Below are 19,433 nucleotides of genomic sequence, written 5' to 3' on the forward strand. Positions count from 1 at the left end.
GCGGTCGGGGTCAGCGGCGGGCGGCGGTGCGCTGCGCCAGGGCGTGCTCGGTGACGGCGACCAGGATCTCCTTGGCCGACGCGCGGGAGCGGACATCGGCGTTGATCATGGGCACGCCCGGGCTGACCGCGAGGGCGTCGCGGACGTCCTCGAGGTGGTAGCGGGCGGCGCCCTCGAAGTGGTTCACCGCGATGACGTACGGCAGCCGCCGGTTGTCGAAGAAGTCGATGGCGCCGAAGCAGTCGGCGAGACGCCGCGTGTCGGCGATGACCACGGCCCCGATCGCGCCGCGGCACAGCTCGTCCCACATGAACCAGAACCGCTTCTGCCCGGGCGTGCCGAACAGGTAGAGCACGAGGTCCTGGTACAGCGTGATCCGGCCGAAATCCATGGCGACGGTGGTGCTGCCCTTGTTTGGCACGAGCGTCGAGTCGTCGTGAGCGAGGCTGGCCGCGGTCATCACCGCCTCGGTCGTCACCGGCGGGATCTCCGAGATGGCCCCGACGAGGGTCGTCTTACCGGCGCCGAACCCGCCCGCAATGATGATCTTGACAGCGGTCGGCCGCCCGCGTCCCGGAGCGGTCATGCCGTCACCTCCGCTGCGCTCCGGCGCCGGCCTGACCGAAGACTGCGATCCCGATGCCCGGCCACTCCGCTGCGCTCCGGGCCGGTCATGCCGGCGCCCCGCGGACCGTCGGGGCCAGCGCGTCACCGATCCGGTTGGCCAGTTCGGTCATCTCGTAGGACACCTTGCCGACGTCGGCGTTCGGCGAGGCGAGCACCAGCAGCGACGCGCCGTCGGTGAACGCCATGGTGAACATGAAGCCGCCGTCGAGCTGGGTCACGTTGGAGATGACGCTGCCCGCCTCGAAGAACCGCGCCGCGCCGGCGAGCAGCGCGACGAGACCACTGCCGGTGGCCGCCAGCTGGTCGGCCCGGTCGCGCGGCAGCGCGCGGGTGTGGGCCAGGACCAGCCCGTCGGTGGAGATCGCCAGCGCGTGGCTGACATCGGGGGTGCGGGTCGCAAAGTTGTCCAGCAGCCAACCGAGATTACTCGGGTCGGTCACAGAAATGGTCCTCTCTTGCTGTTCTTGGTGCGTCAGGGAGCCCATGTGGATCAGGAGCCGCCGCCCGGCCGGCGGCCGGCCACACCGCGGGCGTAGGCGGACATCGCGGCGGCGACCTTGCTGGGGTCCCGGCGCGGTGCGGTGGAGCGTTCCCCCTGCGCCGGCGCGGCCGCGCCGGGCACCAGATGTCGCTGCGGCGCGCGGACCGGCAGGCCGGACGCGGTGACGCTGCTGACCTCGGGCGTGGCCGCCTGCTGGGCGGCACGCCAGCCGACGTCGGCGCTGGACTCCCAGTTCGTGGGCTCCTCGGGCGCGCTGTACACGCCCGTGTCGGCGAGCTCGACGGGTGTCTCGGTGCGGAACCAGCCGTTGACCGACTGGAAGATCGGCAGCTCGATCGAGTCGTCGGCGTCGGCGAGGATCGAGGGCATCTCGGGCTCCGGCAGCGGCGGCCACGAACCCGGGCCGGGCGGCATCGGCATCGGCTGCGGCGCGCGGTACTCCTGCACCGGCGCGTACTCCTGGACCGGTGCGTAGTCCTGGACCGGTGCGTAGTCCTGGACCGGTGCGTAGTCCTGGACGGGTGCGTAGTCCTGCACCGGCGCGAACTCCTGCGTGGGCGTCGCGACCCGGTACTCCTGGGTGGGCACGTCGAACAGGCTCGGCGGCGCGGTCCGCGGCGCGGGCGTGAACAGCTCCGCGGCGACCGGGCGGGCGGCGGGACCGCCCCCGTTGCCACCGCTGCCGTTGCCGTTGCCGCCGGCGCTCTGGGCGTACCCGGCGGGCAGGCTCGCGGTGACCGCCGGCGCGAGCTGCGGCTGCCGCTCCGAGGCCATGATCGGGCGGAACACGTCCTTGGGGATGACCACCTCGGCGAGCGTGCCGGTGTGCTGGCCCGGCCGCAGCTGCACCTGGATCTGGTACCGCGCGGCGATGTGCCCGACCACGGTGAGACCCATGGCGCGGACCGCGGCGATGTCGATCGCGGGCGGCTGGGCGAGCAGCTGGTTGAGCTGCTCGCGGCGCGACGGCGGCAGGCCCACGCCCTCGTCGACGATCTGCAGGATGACCCGGTCGCCGAGGGCCCGGCCGGTGACCCACACCTCGGACTCCGGCGGCGAATAGCCGGTGGCGTTGTCGAGCAGCTCCGCGAGCAGGTGCACGATCTCGTCGACCGCCTCGGCGACGACCGCGACGTCGTCGTCGACGCTGCCGAACCGGACCCGGGTGTAGTGCTCGATCTGCGAGATCGCGGCCTGCAGGACCTTGCCCATCGGGGCGTCCTCGCGGCGGACGCGGGCGGCGCCGGAACCGCCCAGGACGAGCAGGCTCAGGTTGATCCGGGCCATCCGGGTGGCGAGGTGGTCCAGCTGGTACAGCTGCTGCAGCCGGTCGGGGTCGGTCTCGTCGCGCTCGACCCGGTCGACCTGGGCGAGGACCGCGTCGACCAGTCGCTGCTCGCGGCGGGACAGGTGGACGAAGATCTCGGCGACGTTGGACCGCATGACGGCCTGCTCACCGGCGATGCGGACCGCCTCGCGGTGGACCGCGCGGAAGGCCTGCGCCACGTCGGCGACCTCGTCCGCGCCGCCGACGACGAGCTTCGCCGAGGCGCGGTCCGCGACCTCGTCCGGGTCGACCGTGCCGGGCGCGGCGGCGCGCAGCTCCGCGACGACCGCGGGCAGCTGGTCGTAGGCGACGTCGCGGGCCGAGTCGTGCAGGGCGCGCAGGCGGCGGGTGATCCGCCGGGCCACGACACCGGTCAGGATGATCGCGATGAGCAGCACCAGGGCGACGCCGGCGATCTGGAAGCCGGCCTGGGTCATCTGCTCGTCGCGCAGGTCGCCGACCTTCTTCTGGATCGCGTCGTCGACCTTCTGCTGGACCCCGAACAGCAGGCCCGACCAGCCGGACATCGCGTTGATCCAGCCGCCCGTGTCCAGGCTGAACCGCTCACCGGGCCGGGTGCGGTTGACCTGGTCCTGCAGCCGCTGCGCGGCGATGACCTGCTCGCCGGTGCTGGCCTGCTCGTACCACCTGCGCCACTCGGCCGGGGCGAGGTCGTTGAACTGGACCGTCGCCTCGACGAAGCTCGTCCGGGTGGCGGTGATCTCCTGCTGGAGCGCCGGGGTCAGCTCGGTCGCCGCGACGGCGCGCAGCACGGCCGCCTGCTGCTGGCCGAGGGCCTCCGCGGCGCGCGACAGGGCGGCGGCGGCGCGGATCTGGTCGGCGAGCTCGGTCGGGGCGCCGGAGCGGGCCACCGACTCCCGGTAGGACAGCAGGTCGGCGATGAGGATGCGGTAGCTGAACGCGATGCCGGACACCGACGCGCGGGCGTCCTTGCGGACCTGCTCGCGCAGCTGCGCCAGGCCGTCGAGGTTCGAGTCGACGCGGCGGACCACGTCCGGCACGTCGCTGATGCCGGCGCGGCTCTCGCGGTACGCCGTGACGTTGTCGTCGGTGATCATCACCTGCGACGAGTACGCCTCCAGCTGCGCCGGGTTCGGGTTGAGCAGCACGTTGACGGCCGCGGCCCGCTCGCGCTGCAGCGCGTGGGCGAGGCCGCCGGCGTCGGAGGCGAGCGCCGAGAGGTCCTGCAGCTGCCGGCTGCGGTTCACCTGTTGGACGGTGGTCACCAGGGCGATGCCGGCGAACACGACGACGGCGACGAGCGGCACGCCCACGATGAGGCGGAGCTGGTCGATGATGCGCCGGCCGGGCCGTTCACGCCGCCCGGCCCGTGGGTCGCGCTCAGGCGCGGCCGGGGCGGCGGCGTGACGGGTCGGCCGACGATCGGGACTCAGCCGAGTGTCGCGCTCCTGTCTTGGGACGGGCAGCGACGACGTGCTCTGGCTTTGGGTCACGAAGAGTCCCCGCAGGCATCCGAGATTGACAATACGGGTCAGTCCTGACAAGCAGGCGCATGACGTTGAGCACAATCACAGGTCGGCCGATCCGTGTCAATACCGATGTCGCACGCGCGCCGCCGATCGCCTTGTTTTTCCTCATCCGTTGGGTTGGTGTACACGAACCCATACGGACCCAAACGGCTGCCACGGGGCCAACTTCCGCTGGCCATGGGACGCCGGGCGCAACGGCGACGTTTCCAGGTTTTTACGGGACGGAAATATTCACCGAACGCATCGCCGACAGCACAAAGGGTAAGTATTTGCCGTAGGTCACATAATTTCGTGCCAATGTCCTATGGGGTTGCGAATACTTTGTTGGCGGTCCGGACCTGGTTCTCGTCAAGGCATGTCCGGCCGCGGAAGCCGAGCCGGCGCAGGACCACGCCGGACGGTTCGCAATCGGTGCCGGGCGGGCACGCCGCGGCGATCGGCGGCGCCAGCCGGGCCGCCGCGCCGGCCATCACGACCATCGACCGGGCCCACAGCAGCTCGCGCTCGTCGTCGCCCGGCTCGACCAGCAGCTGCCGGGCCAGGGGGCCCTCGGCGAGCTGGAGCCGGGCGACCCGCGGGGCGCGGGCGATCTCGGCGGCCTGCAGGACGGCGGCGGCGGTCGCCAGGCGGGGAACGACGGCGATCCGGCCGACCGGCAGCCGGGCCGCCTCCTCGGCCTCGGCGATGACGGCACTGAGGGCGGCGATCTCGCTGGCCGACTCGGCGGCGACGCAGACCCCGGTCAGCGCGGGCGAGACGACGACCCGCAGCGCCTGCCGGCCCCGCTCCGTCGCGTCCAGCCGGACCCAGACCGCCTCCCGGGCCGCGTCCACGATCCAGCCGCCTACGGCGGCGGGGTCGGCGGCGCCACCGAGGTCGACCACCAGGGCGTCCGCCTCACTGGTACCGATGCTTCCGACATTTCGGATATCGGGGATATACAGCCACGACCGCATAGTTCGATCATCGGTCGGAAGTGCGCGCCGCGCACGTCGTGCGGTGCGTTTTGACCGTTTAGCCCTTCTTGCCGCCGGGTATGCATGCACGCTGAACGGTGACCGCGACGACAGGGGGAGTCATGGCATCCGACGCCGTCACGCTGATCATGAATGACCACCGGCTCATGGAGCAGCTCTTCGACCGGCTCCGAGCCGGCTCGGGCGACCGGCAGCTGCTGCTCGACGAGATCGCCGCGCGGCTCACCGCGCACAGCCACGCCGAGGAGCAGCAGGTGTACCCGTCGCTGCCCGACGAGGTCGCGCACCGCGGCGCCGACGAGCACCACGAGGCGGAGCGGATGCTCCACGACCTGCAGCGGATGGGCCCGGAGGACGAGTCGTTCAACGACCGCCTGGAGGACTTCATCGCCACCGTCGGCCACCACGTCGAGGAGGAGGAGACGTCGACGCTGCCCGCGCTGCGCGAGTCCGTCGACGAGGCCCGCCTCATCGAGATCGGCGCCGCCTTCGAGCAGGTCCGCCTGGAGGAGCTGGCGGTCGCCGGCATCAGCGTCGGTTGAGCCCGGCCCGCACGCCCGGACAGGCGTCATGAGCGCGATTCCGGCCGGGCCGGCACCGGAATCCGGTGGAGATGACGGCTCGGCCCTGCTTGGGTACAGTCGGGCAGGTCATGGTGCTTCTGCGGGCTTCGCCGACCGCGGCCGTCGATGCGGCGCGGCTCAGCGACCTGCCCGCACACCCCGCGCCGCAGCGGGTCCGCGACCATGTCGTCATCCTCGCCAGCACCGGCCAGGGCACCCACACGATCGACTTCGTGACCCACGCCTGCCGCCCCGGCACGCTGCTGTGGGGGCGTCCCGGCCAGGTGCACCAGTTCGGCGGGCAGGCCGGCTTCGACGCGACCGTCCTCGCCTTCCCGCCCGCCACGCTGCCGGCCCTGCCGCCGCTGCCCGTGCGGCTCGTCACCGACCCGACCGCACCCACCTGCTGGCAGCCGGCCGGCGAGGACGAGGAGGCGATCGTCGCTGAGATCGCGCAGATCGCCGTCGACCGGGCCCGCAGCGACGGCAGCGAGCTGAGCCGCGCCCTCCTCGCGCACCAGGTCGCGGTCCTGCTGATGCGGATCGTCGCGCTGGCGCCACCGGTGCGCTCCGGCCCCGCCGCCGACCTGATCGACCAGCTCCGCGCCGAGATCGAGCGCGACGTCACCCACCGCCGGGTCGAGGACTACGCCGAGCGGCTGGGCTGCTCCGTGCGCACGCTGACCCGCGCCGGCCTCGTGATGACCGGCCGCAGCGCGAAGCAGATCGTCGACGAGCGGATCGCCCTGGAGGCGAAGCGCCTGCTCGCCACGAGCACGCTGCCCGTCGCCGAGGTCGGCCGGCGGCTCGGCTTCGACGAGCCGACCAACTTCGGCCGGTTCTTCGCCCGCGAGACCGGCCTCACCCCGGGCGCCTTCCGCGCGACGCTGCTGCGCTCCCCCGCCCCGCCGCGCGTGCCGCACCAGCGCTCGTCCCTGCCGGGCCGCCTCACCCCGCTGGCGCCCCGCACGGCCTAGACCTCCGGCGTCAGGCGGCAGCCGGACGGGCCCTCCGGCACGGGGATCGACAGCTCGCTCGCCGCCTCCTCGCGGCCCACGAACGGCACCAGCGTGAAGTACGCGAGCATCGGCAGCAGCGCGGGGAGCTGCTCGACGCGGCCGGCGGCGACGTGGCGGTAGATCGTCGCGTAGATGCCGCCGACGACCGTCTCGACCAGCTCCTCCGGCATCGGCAGGTCGCCGGCGCTCGGCGCCTCGCTGAAGAAGCGGTCGAAGCGGCGCAGCAGCTCGGCGCGCTCGGCCCTGGCCAGCGGGCCGGCGGCGTCGATCTCGACCACCGCCGTGGTGGCGAAGGCCGGCAGCTCGGCGAGGACCTGCAGCAGCACCCGCAGGGCGGCGCGGGCGCCGTCGCGCCAGACGGGTTCGGCGCGGAACGCGGACTCCATCAGGTGCAGCAGGAGGTCGGTGCCGTGCCGGTAGGTGGCGATGAGCGCGTCGTCCTTGCCGGCGAACAGCGCGTAGAAGGCGGGCCGGGTCACGCCCGCGGCACGGCAGATGTCGCTGACCGTCGCGTTGGCGTAGCCCTTCTCCGCGACGGTGTGCACGACGGCGTCGTAGAGGCGCTCCCGCTGGTTGGCGGCGACGACCTCCGGCGGGACCCTGCTCGGGCCGCGTTTGATGGCGCGGGACGGGTCGCGCGCCTCACGGGCCCCGGGCAGCGGGCTCAGCGGGTGATCTGCCATACCTCAAGTATCGATCAGGCACGCTCGCACCGGGGCGGCGCAGGGGGTGGCGGGACGGGCACGGAACAGGGCAGAGTATCGGCGTGTCCTCGTCCGCCCAGCTTGCCAACGCCATGCAGGGCGCCCGCGCGGTCGCGGCGCAGGGCGACGTGCGGGGCGCGTTCTCCCTGCTCGACCAGGCGCTCGACGCCGCCACGGGCAGCCTCGGCGGCGACGACCCTGACGTGCTCGCCGCGACCTGCGTGCTCGCGAAGTTCCACACCGACCTGGGCGAGCTCAGCGACGCCAGGCGGGTCCTGGAGGAGGGGCTCGCGGCCGGCTACCACCGGCTCGGCGACGGGCACGCGGTGATGCTCGCCCTGTCCTACGAGCTGGCCCGCATCGCCGACGAGCTCGGCAACGTCTACGAAGCGAAGCGGCGCTACGGCCAGCTGGCGAGGCTGGGACCGGCGGCGCTCGGCGAGGACCACCCGAGCGTCCGGGCGGCGCGGCGATACCTGGGACTGCCGGAGCCCGCGGTGCCGGCGACGGCCTTCCACGCCCCGCACCCGTCGGCGCCCGCGCCGTTCGAGCCGCTGTCCGCGCCGACCGGGACCACGTCGCCGAGCCCCGCCCCGCCGGCCTGGCCCGTCGACCAGCGCCCCGGCCCGGCCGGCGGCTCGGACGGCGCGGCCATGCCGGCCGCCGCGGCCGCGCCGGTGACGCCCGCCCCCGGTGGCGGCCCCGACGCCGACGACCGGCCGATCTTCCATCCGGAGCCACGACCGGGTGACGTGTGGCCGCCGGAGCCCGTACACGCGCCGCTGTGGCGACCGGACGAGCAGGACGACTGGGACGAGCCGGTGCCGCGGGAGGCGCCGGGCGAGCAGGGCTGGCAGGAGGTGCACCAGGGTGTCCTGCAGCGCCCGGCCGCGCAGCCGTGGCCGGCGCCCGCCCCGGCGGAGGAACGGCACCGCGACCCGTGGGTGCCGGAGCCCGCGCCGCCCCGCCGCCGCTCGCCGCTGATCGCGCTGCTGGTGATCCTGGTCGTGGCGGTGCTCGGCGGGGTCGCCGCGGCGGTCGTCTCGTTCGTCGCCGCCCGCCCCGACCAGCAGACCGGCGCGGCCGCCCCGACGAGCGCACCCCCCAGCGCCACCGGCGAGGCCACTACAGATGGCGCCAAAGCGCCGGGCGCACTGAAGCTGCGGGACGACAAGACGTCCATCACACTGACCTGGACCGATCCGTCGCAGGGATCGGTGCCGTTCATCGTCGCCGGCGGCCAGCAGGGCGCGCTGCGACAGCTGCAGGTGCTCGCCGCGGGCGCCACCACGTACACGCTCAACGGCCTCAACCCGAAGCTCGACTACTGCTTCACGGTCGCCGCCGTCTATGGGACGGACAGCGTCGCACTGTCGGATCTGGCCTGCACGCAGCGGAAATAACGAAGCGAACCGATCTAGACACGCCGGGTGTGCATCGCACATCGACAGGAATATGATGGGCGCCGGTTTCGGGGAGGGGGCCGCATGGTGAGCATTCGTTCGCGCAAGGGCGGCGGACTGGTCACGCTCGGCACCGTCGTGGGCCTGGTCGCCGTCCTCGGGCTGACGCTCTTCGGCACCGGCGCCGCCAACAACGCGGTGGCCAGCTATGACGTCAGCTCGTGGCTGTGGAGCAACGACAAGGGCGAGGTAGCCCGGGTCAACGGCGTCACCGGCAAGGTCGACACCCGCACGAAGATCACCGATGCGCAGGGCCACACGATGCAGGTGACCCAGAGCGACCGCTTCGTGATCCTGCGGGACCTCAACACCGGCAAGATCAGCGTGCTGGACCTGACCAGCCTGACGCTCGGCGCGACGACCCAGTCCACCCCGGGCCTCGGCGTCATGGTCGCCGTGCACGACGACGTCGCGTTCATCGTCGACACCGTGCAGGGGCAGGTGCGCCAGCTCGACCCGGCGACGCTGCTGCCGGTCGGCGAGACGGTGACGTTCCCGCCCGGGATCTCCGGCGGCACGTTCGACGACACCGGGCGGCTGTGGCTGCTGGTGCCGTCCGAGGGCACCGTCGTGGCGGTCAAGCCGGCCCCGGCGAAGAAGCCGAGCGGCGGCAGCGGCGGTCAAGGCGGCGGGCTCCCCGCCGACCCCACGAAGGTCAAGACGGTCAGCGTCGCCGAGCCCAACCACGACCTGGCGCTGTCGATCCTGGACACCGGCGTCGCCGTGCTCGACAAGACCGCCACGACGCTGACGACGCTGCGCGGCGAGGCCTTGAAGAAGGTGCCGCTGCGCCTCACCGGCAACGGCGCGATGCCGCAGCGCACCGTCGGCGGCGACGTGCCCGTGACCGTCGTGGACGACCGGCACGTCTATGTCGTCAACGGCGACGCGGTCAGCGACTTCACCGTGCCCGGCGAGAGCCCGAAGCTGCAGCCGTGCGTGGCCTGGTCGGGGCGCTTCTACTGCGCCGACGACTCGACCGGCACCGTGTACGTGCTGGACGCGACCGGCAAGCCGCTCGACGCGATCCAGATCAAGGCCGGCGGCAAGCCGCTGGAGATCGAGGTCCGTGAGGACCGCATGTTCATCAACGCGCCCGGCGGGTCGACCGCGCGGGTCGTGGACGCCAAGCACCACGTGCAGGTCGTCGACAAGTACAACAACGACGTGGTCGGCGGCGACGCCCCGCCGGTGCCGCCCCCGCCGCCGCCGGCGAAGCCGCCGGTCGGCCCGCCCGGCGCCCCGGCGCGGGTCACGGCGACGCCCGGCAACGCCTCGGCGCGGGTCACGTGGACCGCCGCGCCCGCCAACGGCAGCGCGGTCACGAAGTACGTGGTCGAGGGCGACGGCAAGCAGCACGAGGTCGGCGCCAGCCAGCGGGCGCTCGACCTGACCGGCCTGACCAACGGGCAGTCCTACAAGTTCACCGTCTACGCGGTCAACGCGAAGGGCAACGGGCCGAAGAAGGCCGCCAACCCGGTCACGCCGACGTCGCAGGTGCCCGACGCGCCGGTGAGCGTCGCCGCGACCGCCAACCCCGACGGCACCGTCACCGTCACGTGGCCGGCCGCCAACGGGCAGGGGCACAAGATCGTCAAGTACACGATCACGACCGTGTCCGGCGACGAGTCCAAGACGTTCGAGTCGGCGCAGCCGACGTTCAAGGTGCCGGCCGGCGAGCTGCCCTACGGCACGCAGGTCGCGTTCCGCGTCGCCTCGATCAACGACATCGGCGCGAGCTCCGGCCAGTCGCCGCTGAGCCCGTCGGTGGTGCCGTTCGCCAAGCCCGGCGCGCCGGGCGGGCTGACGGTCCGCGCCGTGACCACGAAGCGGGGCACGATCGTCGCCGCGTGGCGCGCCGCGGAGGACAACGGCGCGCCGATCACCGGCTACCAGGCCACCGTCAACGGCGTGAAGCAGGACCTGGGCACCGCCCTGTCGAAGGAGTTCGGCGGGTTCGGCGACAACGAGCGGGTCACGCTGCAGATCAAGGCGGTCAACAAGGCCGGCGAGAGCGCCGCCGCGAACGGCGCGGCCAGCACCCTCGCCGCGCCGACCATGCGGGTCGACACCGCCAACAGCCGGGCCGCGCTGCAGTCGATCACGGTGGCGTTCACCGCGACCGACGGCGGCGGCGCGCCCGCGAAGTGCCGGCTCGACGTCGCGGGCGTCGGCGCGGTGGAGAACGCGTGCGCCGGCTCGCTGACCATGGGCGGCCTGTGGCCCAACACGGCCTACAACTACACGGTCACGGTCACCAACGCGGCGAACATGACGGCCAACGCGACCGGCTCGCTCTCCACGCCCGTCTACCGCGGCACCGTGGTCTGCGGCGACACCAGCTACTGCGGCCACGGCGCGCCCAACGGCGGCATCTGGGTGTACAGGACCCCGACCCAGAACGGCTCGTCCGTCGGCGACGTCTACGCTCCCGACAGCTACACCGCGATCTGTCAGACCAACGGGGCGAGCGTCAACGCGAAGCCGTGGGGCGGCAAGCAGACCGCCGTATGGATCAAAATCAACTTCAAGGGCGAGAACTACATCCCGTACGCGTGGTTCGACCTGCCGAACGGCACCGGACCGCTGAAGCCGTGTTGAGCGCAGGAGCACAGTGAGCACACCCGAAGCACCGTCCCCTGAGGCAGGCCCACCGAGCCCCGAGGAGGTCGCGGCGGCGGCCGACCTCGTCGGCCGGCTCGCCCGCAACGTCGAGTCGATCGTGCTCGGCAAGCAGCAGGTGATCCGGCTGACGATGACCGCGCTGCTCGCCGAGGGGCACGTCCTGCTCGAGGACGTGCCCGGTGTCGGCAAGACCACCCTCGCCCGGGCGGTCGCGGCGAGCGTGCAGGGGCAGTGGCGGCGCATCCAGTTCACGCCCGACCTGCTGCCGTCCGACGTCACCGGCGTCACGATCTTCAACCAGGCGACCCGCGGCTTCGAGTTCCACCCCGGCCCGGTGTTCGCCAACATCGTCATCGCTGACGAGATCAACCGGGCCTCGCCGAAGACGCAGTCGGCGCTCCTGGAGGTCATGGAGGAGCGGTACGTCACCGTCGACGGCGTCCGGCACGCGGTGCCGAGGCCGTTCCTCGTCGTCGCCACGCAGAACCCGATCGAGATGGACGGCACCTACCGGCTGCCCGAGGCGCAGCTCGACCGGTTCCTCATGAAGCTCGCCGTCGGCTACCCGAGCGAGGCGGTCGAGATCGAGGTGCTGCGCGGCGCCGTGACCCGCTCACCCGAGGCTCTGGACGCCATCACCGACACGCCGGTGGTGGCGCAGCTGGTCCGGCTGGCCCGGCGGGTCCACATCGCGGAGCCGCTGCTGGCCTATGCCGTCCGCCTGGGCAACGCGACCCGCGGCCACCCACGGGTGCGGGTCGGCGTCAGCCCGCGTGGCGTCATCGCGCTGACCCGGGCCGCGTCGGCGTACGCGCTCATCGACGGCCGCGGGTACGTCGTACCGGAGGACCTCAAGGCCCTGGCGGAGGCGGTGTTCGCGCACCGGCTGCTGCTGTCGCCCGACGCGCAGGTCCGCGGCGTCGCGCCCGGCGACGTCGTCCGTGAGGTGCTCGACGCGGTGCCGGTGCCCGTGCCGGCCGCCGGGCCCGCCACGCCCGCCACGGTCTGACGATGCGGCTCACCTCCCGCGGGGCCGGTCTGTCCGTGGCCGCGCCGGTGCTGCTCGCCGTGGGGTTCGTGTTCCAGTACGCGCAGCTCACCGTCGTCGGCACCGCCGCCGTCGCGGCCGTGCTGTTCGGCTTCGCGTACGTGTGGTGGCGGCCGCGGCTGACCGTGACCCGCGCCGTCGACCCGGACCGGGTCATGCGCGGCGAGTCGAGCACGGTGACGCTCACCGTCGGCAACAGCAGCCGCCTGCGCGGCGCGACCCTGATCGCCCACGACCGGTGCGGACCGGCGACCGTGCCGGTGCCGCTGCTGCGCCTCAAGGCGGGCGGCACGACCACCGCAACCTACCCGGTGCCGACGGACCGGCGCGGCGTCGTCGAGGTCGGGCCGCTGCGGGTGGTGCGGCGCGACCCGCTCGGGCTGCTCACCCTGGCCCGCGGCTACGGCGGGGTCAGCAAGGTGTGGGTGTACCCGACCGTGCACCACCTGACCGCGGTGCCGACCGGGATCATGCGGTCCCTGGACGGGCGGGTCGACAAGGTGCCGCACGGCAGCATCACGTTCGACACCCTGCGCGAGTACGTGGTCGGCGACGAGCTGCGGCACGTGCACTGGCGCACGACCGCGCGGGTCGGCGAGCTGATGGTCCGCGAGCACCTGGACACCAGCCTGCCGCGCCTGGTCGTGCTGCTCGACGACCGGCTGTCCGCCTACCCCGACGCCGACCGCGCCCACCTGAGCGCGCTCTTCGAGTCCGCGTGCGAGGCTGCGGCGTCGATCGTGATGGCCGCGTTCCGGGAGGAGCTGCCGGTGGCGCTGCGCCTGGCCGGCGGCGGGTTCGCGGCGGGCAAGGACACCCGCGCCTACCTGGACCTGCTCGCCGAGGCGACCCTGCAGAAGACCGACGAGCTGCCGGCGACGGTCGCGCAGCTGCGGACCCGCCGCGCCGGCGACACGCTCGTCTACCTGACCGGGCCGGGCGGCGTCGCCGACCTCGGCCGGGTGGGGACGTTGCGCGCCGCGTACCCGTCGCTGGTCGCCGGCGCGTTCGGCACCGAGGACGGCGAGGTCCCGACGGCGCTGGAAGGCCTGCGGGTGCTGTCGCCGGCCGACGGCGCCGACTTCGCCGCCGCGTGGGACGGGGTCGGCGCATGGTGAGGCGCCTCCTCATCGCCGTGGCGCTGCTCGGCATGCTGGTCATGGCCGCGTTCGCCCTGGCGCCGATCTACCACGGGCCGCTGCTGCTGCAGCTGATGGCCGGCGCCGCCGCGGGCTCCGTCGGCATCAGCTTCGCCGCCCGGCGCCTGCCGGCCTGGAGCGCGGCGCCGCTGAGCGTCCTCGGCCTGACCGGCGCCGCCCTGCTCGCCATGCGGGTCTCCGCCGCGGCGGCCGGCGTCGACGGCAGCGTCCCCGCCATGCGCGAGGCGCTGCGCAACAGCATCCCCCGGCTGCTGCTCGCCCTGATCCCGATCGAGCCGCAGCCCGACACGGTGCTGCTGCCGGTGATCCTGACCTGGCTCGCCGGGCTGGCCGCCGGTGAGCTCGGGATCCGCTACCACCGGGTCCTGCTGTCCTACGCGCCGCCGACGGTGCTGTTCGGCGGCGCGCTGTACCTCGTCGGCCCGAACGGCTCCGCAGCCGGCTGGGTGCCCCTCGCCTACTCCGGGTTCGCCGTGCTGGGCCTGATCGTGTCGAACCGGCCGCCGTCGGAGGACCAGCGGGTCAGCGCGGACCAGCTGCGCACGCTGAGGCTCCGGGTGGGCGCCGGGGCCGTCGCGGGCCTGGCCGCCATCGTCGCGCTGTCGCAGCTGCTCGGGCCGAGCGTCGCGGCGAAGGTCGGCACCAGCCCCGTCGAGCCGCGCAACATGGTGACCCCGCCACAGCTCGACTCGCTCGACGAGAGCCCGCTGGTCCGGCTGTCGGGCTGGGCGCTCAACCACGACCAGCACCTGTTCGACGTGGAGGTCACCGGCACCGACGCGCCGCCGCCGATCCGCCTCGCCGTCCTCAACGACTACGACGGCGTCACCTGGCGGGTCGGCGCCACCTACCGCAATGCCGGCCGGGTCGTCGCGGCGAAGCCCGTCCTCACCGACCCGCAGGTCCGGCAGGCGTTCCGCATCGCCGACCTCGACGGGCGGCTGCTGCCCGGAATCGCCACCCCGGAGGAGGTCAACGGGGTCCGGGTCGCCGTCGACACCAGCGACGGCACGATGATCCTGTCCGACGGGCTGCGCCCCGGCCTCGAGTACAGCGTCGTGTCCCGCGTGCACCGCCCCGACGAGAACGCGATGCAGGTCGCCGACGTGCCCAACACCGACGCCGTCGCCCGCCACCTGGCGCTGCCCGGCAAGGTCCCCGACTCGATCGCGCAGCTCGCCCGGCACCTCGGGGAGGGCGTGTCGTCGCCGTACCAGAAGGCGTTCGCGATCGTCGGCTGGCTGTCGGAGCATTACAAGGTCGTCGGCGACGCGCCCAGCGGCCACGCCTACCCCAACGTCGAGTACTTCCTGTTCGGCCCCAAACAGGCCGGTGGGCAGAAGGGCACGTCGGAGCAGTTCGCGGCCGCGTTCGCGGTCCTCGCCCGGCTGATGGGCCTGCCGACCCGGCTCGCCGTGGGGTTCCGCGTCGAGCCGGGCCGCAACGAGGTCCGCGGCGGCGACGCGGTCGCGTGGCCGGAGGTGCTGTTCAACGGCGTGTGGGAGCCGTTCGACCCGATGCCGAAGGCCGACACGGTCCAGCGCCCGACCGAGGACGACTTCCGGCCGAAGCCGCCCGCGTCGCAGCCGCCGCCGGAGACGGTGCCGGCGCCGTCGGACTCGGCCGCCCCGCAGTCCCCGAAGCCCAGCGTCACGCCCTCCACGGAGGCCGGGCCCCGGCGCTCGTCGGGGGTGGCCGTCACCGTCACCGCCGGGTCGCTGCTGCTGGCCCTGTTGGCGTTGGCGGCGTCGGTACCGCTGGCCCGCCGGACCCGCCGCCGTCGCCGACTCGGCAGGGGGACGCCGGAGCAGCGCGTCGAGGCGGCCTGGGCGGAGGTGCTGACGGGCCTGCGCCTCGCGGGCCGGCCCGCGCCGCCGCACCTGTCCGCGTCGGAGGTGGCCGGATACGCGGCGACCGCCGCCACCGGCCGCGCGCACTCCAAACCCGGCGGGGTGGCCACGATCCGCTCCGCCACGCCGCCCGTCGACGACCTCGCGGCGCTGGTCAACACCGTGGCGTTCGCCTTCGCGGGCAGCGTCTCGGAGGAGCAGGCCGCCCGGGCCGCCGTGCAGGCCGTCGCCTACGTCGACGAGCTGCGGGCCAGGCGGGGGTTCTGGCGCCGGCTGCGGTGGAGCCTCGACCCCCGCCCGTTGTTCTGGAAGTAGCGTCAGGCGGGGTTGTCCGCGTGGGTCAGGGTCTCCCACGCGACGAACAGGTTGTTGCTGCCGGCCGGGCGGGACTGCTCCGTCAGCCGCTGCGTGTTGGACATCGCGATGCCCATCCGGTTGTGCAGGGCGTTGTAGCCGACCTCGGTGACCGGGCCGAGGCCGAGCGTCAGCTTTCCGCCGCACAGCCACGACGGGACGCCCTCGCCCAGCTGGTACCTGCTGTGGAAGCCGAGCGCGTGCCGCAGCCGGTCGGCGATCTCCGGGTACACGTCCTGCCCCTGGATGCGGGTGGTCTCCGCGATGTGCGAGATCGCCGAGATGCCGTAGCCGGTGTGGGTGAAGTCGCGGCAGGTCTCCTGGGAGAGCCCGTCGACGAACGTGCTCTGCCCCTGCCAGTAGTTGACGATCTCGGCGCGGGTGTCGATGCTGCCGATGCCCTTGGGCAGGGCGCCGTCGGCGGTGACGTACAGGTAGGCGGGCACCCGGGCGCGGAACTTCGCCATGGCCTTGTCCCAGCTGGTGCGGTCCTCCAGGAAGACGGAGATGCCGATCGCGGCCTCCATCATGGACAGTTCCCAGTTGCCGTTGCTGCTGGAGCCGTTGATGAGCTTCGGCAGGTACACGGTGCGCAGCATCGTGCCGAACCGGGCCTGGTCGGGCCACGACGGGTAGGTGTAGCGGATGATCTCGGCGGCGCGCGGCCAGCTCGACCCGGCCCAGCCGGTCTGCAGCGGCGCGTTGCTGTTGGTGTGGTCCCTGATCGTGGCGGACCAGGCATCCATGATCGCGATGGCCTTCGTGGCGTACCGGCTGTCCCGCGTGACGTACCAGGCCAGGGACAGCGTGTAGGCGGCGAGGGCGTCCTCGCGCTCGTCGGTGCAGCCGTTGTTGGGGTTGGAGTAGGAGCCGCACTCGACGACGGCCCGGGGCTTCGGGGTCCGCGACAGCGACGCGTAGCGGCTGCCCATCATCTGGTCGTAGGCGGCCTTCCACGGCTGCGCGCCGGCCTGCACCTTGCCGCGGACGAAGTCGAGCTGGGCGCGGCTGACGAAGACGCCCGGGTGGGGGAACGTGGCCGGGGCGGCGGCCACGTTCGCGGCTCCGGGGCCGGTCGCCGCCTGCTGCTTGGTCACGGCGGCGACGGCGTAGGTGGTGCCGGCCACCGCGATCGCGACCGCGAGCCCGGCGGCGCCGAGGACGAGTCTGCGCATGGCGCTCCTCTTTCGGTTGGACAACTGTAAGTCAGGTTGCCTAACCGTCGCCGCTCGATCGGCGCGGGTCAATCGGGCACAGGAAGACTTAAGACGCGCTTCGAGTCAGGATGAGGTCCGCGCGGTTGCGGGTGCCGGCGATGACGGCCGCGTTGCGCTCGTCGCTGCGCTCCACCCAGTCGTGGGCGTCGTGCAGGTCGAGGCCCTTCGCCAGCTGCCGGCGCACCAGCGAGTCCTGCCGCAGGTCGTCGGGCGCGTCCAGGTACAGCGCCAGGTCCAGCAGGTCCCGCACGGCCGCCCAGGGGCCCTCGTCGAGCAGCAGGTAGTTGCCCTCCACGACGATGACCCGGACGGTGGCGGGCACCGGGATCACGCCGCCGATCGACTCGTGCAGGGTGCGGCTGTAGCTCGGGGCGTACACGAGCTCCTCGCCGGCCCGAAGGCGCCGCAGCAGGTGGACGAACCCAGCCGCGTCGAACGTCTCCGGGGCGCCCTTGCGGTCGGCGAGGCCGAGCCGGTCCAGCTCCGCGTTGGACAGGTGGAACCCGTCCATCGGCACGGCCACGCTGCCGTCCAGCGCCGCGGCGAGGGCCGTGGACAGCGTCGACTTGCCGGCGGCCGGCGGCCCGCAGATGCCGATGATCGTGCGCCCCTCCTGCTGGCGGACGAACGGCTTGATGACCTCGAGGGCCTCGCTGAGGACGTCGGGTCTTCTCATGCTTCCGCGTTTGCCTGCAGGCTCGCGGCGAGCCCCCGCATGCCGGCCAGCCAGCGGTCGGTGTCGCTCGCCCGGTGCAGGTAGTACTTCTGGACCTCGGGGTGCGGCAGGATCAGGAACCGCTCCGCGGCGAGCCCCTCCACGACGGACGCGGCGACCTCCTCCGGCGGCAGGACCGCCCCTCCGGCGGCGGTGACCTTCGCACCGATGTGACCGGCGGCGAGCCCGTCCTGCATCATCGGCGTGTCGACGCCCTGCGGGCACAGTGCGCTGACCTTGATCCCCTGCGCGCCGTACGTGATGGACAGCCACTCCGCGAACGACACGGCCGCGTGCTTGGTGACCGCGTAGGGCGCGTCGCCGACCGCGGTCAGCAGCCCCGCCGCCGAGCAGGTGTGCAGCAGGTACCCCTCGCCGCGCTCCAGCATGCCCGGCAGCACGGCGCGCGCGGAGTAGATGTGCGACTGGACGTTGACCGCCCAGGTCCGCGCCCACGTCTCCGCGGACGCCTCCAGGCCCTGGCCGGTGAGGATGCCGGCGTTGGCGCAGAACAGGTCGACGCGGCCGAAGCGCTCCTCGGTCTCGGCGACCAGCTCGGCGACCTGGTTCTCGTCGGTGACGTCGACGGCGACCGCCCTTGTCTCCGTGCCGATCTCCGTGCCGACCTCGCCGGCCAGCGCCTCGGCGGCGTCGCCGTCCAGGTCGGCGAGGATCAGGGCGGCGGCGCCCTCAGCGGCGAACCGGCGGGCCAGCGCGGCGCCGATGCCGCCGGCCGCGCCGGTGATGACGACGACCTTGTCCTTGAGCTCCATTACCGGGCCCCCAGCTCGCGCAGCGTGTCCAGCAGGACCTCCGGGCCGCCGGCCGCCAGCTCCGGCGTCGGCAGCAGCGCCATGACCGGGGTGGTGACGCCGGCGTCGGCGTACCGCTGGACGTGCTCCCGGCACCGCCGCGGGCTGCCGTGCACGATCAGCGCGTCGACGACCTCGTCGGGGATCGCCCGCAGGGCCGCCTTGCGGTCCTTGGCGGCCCACGCGTCCCACATCGCCTTGAGCGCCTCGCCGCGGCCGAGCCAGCGGTGGAACGCGGCGTACGCGGGCACGGTCAGGTACGCGGCGATCAGCCTGCGGGCGGTCTCCCGCGCCACCTGCTCGTCCTCCGTGGGGCAGACGAAGATGCGGGCCGCGACCTCCTTCTCGCCGTTCTCGCTGTTTTTGCTGTTCAGCTCGGCGCGGACGGTCGCGACGTCCTCCACCGACAGCCAGTTGAGCACCACACCGTCGGCCTCGGCCGCCGCCAGGCGCAGCATCTTCGGCCGCAGGGCGGCGAGCAGCAGCTTCGGCGGCGTGACCGGCGGCCGTTCGAGGCGGAAGCGCCTGACCTGGAACGTGTCGAACGCCCCGTCGACCATCTCGCCGGCGAGCGCCGTGCGCAGGAACCGAAGCACGTCCCGGCTGCGCTCGTACGGCCGCTCGAACGGCACCGCGTTCCAGTCGCCGACCACGACCGGCGACGACGCGCCGATGCCGAGCGCGACCCGCCCCGGCGCCGCCTCGGCCAGGGCCGCGGCCTGCATGGCGATCAGCGCGGGCCCGCGAGTGAAGACCGGGACGATCGCGGTGCCCAGCCGCAGCCGCGGCGACCACACCGACGCCAGCGCCAGGGGTGTGAACGCGTCCGTGCCGGAGACCTCGCTCGTCCAGACGTCGGTGAACCCCAGATCCGGCAACGCCTGCAGCAACCCTGCGTGCTCGGGCAACGGCACACCGGTCAGCGGCACCGTCAGCCCCCATTGGCTGGTCATCAACCG

Annotated in this window: 16 protein-coding genes; 7 read left to right on the top strand and 9 right to left on the bottom strand. The window is 73.3% G+C overall.

What is annotated here, in order from left to right:
* Positions 1-10: 10 nt before the first annotated feature.
* The 4 genes from ABD332_RS16800 to ABD332_RS16815 all read right to left on the bottom strand — a co-directional run bounded on the left by ABD332_RS16800 (position 11) and on the right by ABD332_RS16815 (position 4,923).
* Positions 11-586: a GTP-binding protein gene (locus ABD332_RS16800; RefSeq protein WP_344502859.1), complete on the bottom strand. Its 576-nt coding sequence runs from the start codon at positions 584-586 to the stop codon at positions 11-13.
* A gap of 85 nt (positions 587-671) precedes the next feature.
* Positions 672-1,067, bottom strand: a complete 396-nt coding sequence (locus ABD332_RS16805; protein WP_344502860.1) for a roadblock/LC7 domain-containing protein — start codon at positions 1,065-1,067, stop codon at positions 672-674.
* A gap of 50 nt (positions 1,068-1,117) precedes the next feature.
* Positions 1,118-3,931: a sensor histidine kinase gene (locus tag ABD332_RS16810; protein WP_344502861.1), complete on the bottom strand. Its 2,814-nt coding sequence runs from the start codon at positions 3,929-3,931 to the stop codon at positions 1,118-1,120.
* Between the two features lie 338 nt (positions 3,932-4,269).
* Positions 4,270-4,923, bottom strand: coding sequence for an aldolase/citrate lyase family protein (locus tag ABD332_RS16815; protein WP_344502862.1), 654 nt, complete (start codon positions 4,921-4,923; stop codon positions 4,270-4,272).
* Positions 4,924-5,045: 122 nt separating this feature from the next.
* Between ABD332_RS16815 and ABD332_RS16820 the strand changes: the two genes are divergently transcribed.
* Together ABD332_RS16820 and ABD332_RS16825 are read left to right on the top strand one after the other, a co-directional pair.
* Positions 5,046-5,486, top strand: coding sequence for a hemerythrin domain-containing protein (locus ABD332_RS16820; protein WP_344502863.1), 441 nt, complete (start codon positions 5,046-5,048; stop codon positions 5,484-5,486).
* Positions 5,487-5,596: 110 nt separating this feature from the next.
* Positions 5,597-6,484 carry a helix-turn-helix domain-containing protein gene (locus ABD332_RS16825; RefSeq protein ID WP_344502864.1) on the top strand — a complete coding sequence of 296 codons (888 nt, stop codon included), beginning with the start codon at positions 5,597-5,599 and terminating at the stop codon, positions 6,482-6,484.
* Here ABD332_RS16825 and ABD332_RS16830 read toward each other — a convergent pair.
* A complete protein-coding gene (locus ABD332_RS16830) occupies positions 6,481-7,209 on the bottom strand; it encodes a TetR/AcrR family transcriptional regulator (RefSeq protein ID WP_344502865.1) in 729 nt (242 codons plus the stop codon). The genes ABD332_RS16825 and ABD332_RS16830 overlap by 4 nt on opposite strands.
* 83 nt (positions 7,210-7,292) lie before the next feature.
* Here ABD332_RS16830 and ABD332_RS16835 point away from each other — a divergent pair, with 83 nt between their 5' ends.
* The 5 genes from ABD332_RS16835 to ABD332_RS16855 all read left to right on the top strand — a co-directional run bounded on the left by ABD332_RS16835 (position 7,293) and on the right by ABD332_RS16855 (position 15,691).
* Entirely contained in the window at positions 7,293-8,633 is a 1,341-nt protein-coding gene (locus ABD332_RS16835) for a fibronectin type III domain-containing protein (protein WP_344502866.1), read from the top strand.
* 84 nt (positions 8,634-8,717) lie between these two features.
* Positions 8,718-11,294, top strand: coding sequence for a fibronectin type III domain-containing protein (locus ABD332_RS16840; protein WP_344502867.1), 2,577 nt, complete (start codon positions 8,718-8,720; stop codon positions 11,292-11,294).
* Between the two features lie 13 nt (positions 11,295-11,307).
* A complete protein-coding gene (locus ABD332_RS16845) occupies positions 11,308-12,327 on the top strand; it encodes an AAA family ATPase (protein ID WP_344502868.1) in 1,020 nt (339 codons plus the stop codon).
* Positions 12,328-12,329: 2 nt separating this feature from the next.
* Positions 12,330-13,484, top strand: a complete 1,155-nt coding sequence (locus ABD332_RS16850) for a DUF58 domain-containing protein (protein WP_344502869.1) — start codon at positions 12,330-12,332, stop codon at positions 13,482-13,484.
* Positions 13,478-15,691, top strand: coding sequence for a transglutaminase TgpA family protein (locus ABD332_RS16855; RefSeq protein ID WP_344502870.1), 2,214 nt, complete (start codon positions 13,478-13,480; stop codon positions 15,689-15,691). The genes ABD332_RS16850 and ABD332_RS16855 overlap by 7 nt, the downstream gene beginning before the upstream one ends.
* A gap of 2 nt (positions 15,692-15,693) precedes the next feature.
* Here ABD332_RS16855 and ABD332_RS16860 read toward each other — a convergent pair whose 3' ends face one another.
* The 4 genes from ABD332_RS16860 to ABD332_RS16875 all read right to left on the bottom strand — a co-directional run bounded on the left by ABD332_RS16860 (position 15,694) and on the right by ABD332_RS16875 (position 19,409).
* Positions 15,694-16,905, bottom strand: a complete 1,212-nt coding sequence (locus tag ABD332_RS16860) for an alginate lyase family protein (RefSeq protein ID WP_344502871.1) — start codon at positions 16,903-16,905, stop codon at positions 15,694-15,696.
* An 88-nt stretch (positions 16,906-16,993) separates the two neighbouring features.
* Positions 16,994-17,623, bottom strand: a complete 630-nt coding sequence (locus ABD332_RS16865) for a nucleoside/nucleotide kinase family protein (RefSeq protein WP_344502872.1) — start codon at positions 17,621-17,623, stop codon at positions 16,994-16,996.
* The gene (locus tag ABD332_RS16870; RefSeq protein ID WP_344502873.1) at positions 17,620-18,435 is read right to left on the bottom strand and encodes an SDR family oxidoreductase; all 816 of its coding nucleotides are present in this window, start codon (positions 18,433-18,435) and stop codon (positions 17,620-17,622) included. The genes ABD332_RS16865 and ABD332_RS16870 overlap by 4 nt, the downstream gene beginning before the upstream one ends.
* Complete coding sequence (locus ABD332_RS16875) at positions 18,435-19,409, bottom strand: LLM class F420-dependent oxidoreductase (RefSeq protein ID WP_344503238.1); 975 nt, start codon at positions 19,407-19,409, stop codon at positions 18,435-18,437. The genes ABD332_RS16870 and ABD332_RS16875 overlap by 1 nt, the downstream gene beginning before the upstream one ends.
* Between the last annotated feature and the right edge of the window lie 24 nt (positions 19,410-19,433).

It is taken from the genome of Dactylosporangium maewongense, assembly GCF_039531485.1.
Lineage (GTDB): Bacteria > Actinomycetota > Actinomycetes > Mycobacteriales > Micromonosporaceae > Dactylosporangium > Dactylosporangium maewongense.